The sequence below is a fragment of the Haemophilus sp. C1 genome, assembly GCF_001276515.1.
In the GTDB taxonomy this organism is placed as follows: Bacteria; Pseudomonadota; Gammaproteobacteria; order Enterobacterales; family Pasteurellaceae; genus Haemophilus.
The window spans coordinates 1-1593 of sequence record NZ_LDVZ01000061.1 but is presented as its reverse complement, the minus strand read 5'-3'; the positions used below and the strand labels follow the sequence as shown (position 1 = coordinate 1593).

The 1593-nt window shown below is 31.3% G+C and carries 1 protein-coding gene; it reads right to left on the bottom strand.

The window, feature by feature from the left end:
- On the bottom strand, positions 1-1593 hold a 1593-nt coding region (locus ABW51_RS10195; RefSeq protein ID WP_197271866.1), incomplete at both ends, for a hypothetical protein.

Sequence of the window (1593 nt, the reverse complement as noted above, 5' to 3'; positions counted from 1 at the left end):
TCTCCAGAATATTCTGAATGATAAAAATATTTTAAAACATTAGAATTTTTTAAATCTACTTCTAACAGCCTATCCATCGTTTCATCATCATAATAGTTGATATCCAATGATGCTGTTCCACGATTAACCACTAACCCTTTGTCCGCATTAACCTCTAGTATCCCTATGCTCCCTGAGTTTATAAAATATCCATTATCAAAAGATAGGCTTAGTCTTTCAGGTATCTTTCCACTATTTTCTCCGTAGAAATTTGTTGTACGTATTGGAGTACCCCTGAATTCACGATCACGTTTATAGGAGTTGTAATCTTTTTCTGTTTTTAGAGTAGGAATCGGTTTTATATTTATATAAGCACCGTTACCTTCTTTAATAAATTCATCTACTGTCTTTGGTTTTAAAGAAACTCTATGTAATTTTTTATACATCTCATACAATATATTGGTGTTAACGAAAGTACCATTTTCTCTATAAATGAAATCTCCTTCACATTCTTTACCAGGACGACACAGTGTTATGGAATGAGTTTCTTCAGTTTCTCCTTCTGGCATGCCTTCTCTAGGGAAATCAACGGGTCCGTCTGATGCTTCTTGAAGCTCTTTAAGCTTTTCAAGATATTCTTTATGACGTTTTTCATATTCTTCATCCCGAATTTTTCTACGATATTTTTGATATTCTTTTTTAATATTTTCATAAGTCTCATAAGGAACATATTTTGCCCCCCCATATTCAGTGGCAATATATACATCCTTATCTTTTGGTGGGTGATTTTTATAAAAATCTTCTAGATATTTTTTATATTTCTCTTCTGTATCCGAATCAGGCTTTGGCGCTTGATAACGATAACGTCCTTTGCCAGCTTTAATAAAGTCATCAAGCGTCATGTATGAAAGTATTGTCCCTTTATTGGAAAAAGTAAAATTTTTATATCCTACAAAGTCAACCTCATCAAATAAAGAATAACCAGTATTTGAAAGAAAAAAATTGTCTCCCCTAAAATTAATTTTATCTAGTATTCTAGCAGAATCTTTATTCTTAGAACCTTCATTCTCTAATATTAAATTATTTTCTGTTTTTATCAAACTTTTATCTTGTTTTGATGTTATATTACCTGAATTCTTGAGATAAAAATCATTTCCTGAAATTAAATGTATTGCAGGTTGATTTCTCTCTACGCCTATTCCTTTCCCTGTGATATTTCCACTATTTTCAATATAAATGAGATTATTCACTCCTGTACCATATTGGCCATTTTTCCCCCAACGCGTAGAAAAAACTTCTGTATTCGATGCAATATTATTAATATTGATCAACTTTAGATTATTTACTGGGGGGCGCAATGAGTGAAGAGCAAATAAATAAGGTGTACTATCAATAGGCTTATTATAAAATCCTGATACACTTTCATTTCCTTCAGAAAATACGGATGTCCCTTCAACTTTACGATCATATACAATTTTTTCTTCTTTTTTCTTAATATCCTCAACAGCCTTATTTATATTATCTGTAATAGATTTCTTTCTAGCCTCATAATCTTCTTCCTCGTTAAGAGGTAAAGGTTTATTTTCTTCCGAATTAGAATCCTGAGAATATGCA